At 64.9% G+C, this 1,030-nt stretch carries 1 pseudogene; it reads right to left on the reverse strand.

Annotation, left to right across the window (positions count from 1 at the left end):
• Positions 1-28: 28 nt before the first annotated feature.
• Positions 29-1,019 (reverse strand): annotated as a pseudogene (locus CRO07_RS18260) (IS5 family transposase).
• Positions 1,020-1,030 lie beyond the last annotated feature (11 nt).

Genomic DNA, 1,030 nt, shown 5'->3' on the forward strand with positions numbered 1-1,030 from the left:
GCAAGAACTCCCCTTTCACCGGACAGACTTATCCCTTGGCCTCAGTGCTGGGTGTGCCGAGGTCGGTGAAGCGGTTGAGCACGGCGACACGGATCTGGAACTCGGCGACCTGACGGTCGAATTCGCGTGCAGAGAGGCGCTGTCCCAGTAGCTTGACGCAGTGCATTTTGGTCTCTGCGCGGCTTCGGCGGTGATAGCCGCTCCATCGTCGCCAGATGGTCCGACCGACGCGCTTCGATGTTCGAAGGATCTCGTTGCGTGCGACGGCACCTGGAGTGTCGGGCTTCCACGGCTTCGCGTTCTTTCGGGGCGGGATGATTGCGTTGGCACCACGGGCCGCGATGGCGTCGTGGCACTTTCGGGTGTCGAAGGCACCATCGGCTGTGACGCTGGCGATCTCCTGGTCGGGCGGGATCTGATCCAGGAGATCTGGCAGCATGGGCGCATTCCCCACGTCGCTGGTGGTGAACTCCGCCGCACGGATTTCCAAGGACTTCCCGTCGATCCCGATGTGGATCTTGCGCCAGATCCGGCGTTTGGCGCCGCCATGCTTGCGGGCGTTCCACTCGCCTTCACCCTCGACCTTGATCCCGGGGCTGTCGACCAGCAGGTGCAGGGGGCCGTCCAAGCCACGGTGGGGGATGTTCACCTTCAGGGCCTTCTGGCGGCGGCTGAGGGTGCTGAAGTCCGGCACGGCCCAGTCCAGGCCGATCATTCGTAGCAGGCTCTCGACGAACCCTGTCGTTTGCCGCAGCGCCATGCCGAACCTGGGCTCCGCCCGTTCAGGGCTGAAAACGGTCCACAGGACCGTTTTCCGGGCGCCCGTCACCCTTCATCGTCAGGCAGGTCTGAATGGCGGCGTCGCTGTAGTCGGCCTGCCGCCCGCGCTTGCCCGTCGGCGTGGCTTCCCAGCTCATCGAAGGGTCGAACCAGATCGTCAGCGAGCCACGGCGCTTCAGCGCTTCGTTATAGGCCGGCCAGTTCCTGGTCTTGTAGCTCGGGGGGGTCGGTCTGCTCATGCGGCCCTGCT

It is taken from the genome of Cereibacter ovatus (genome assembly GCF_900207575.1).
Classification (GTDB): Bacteria; Pseudomonadota; Alphaproteobacteria; order Rhodobacterales; family Rhodobacteraceae; genus Cereibacter_A; species Cereibacter_A ovatus.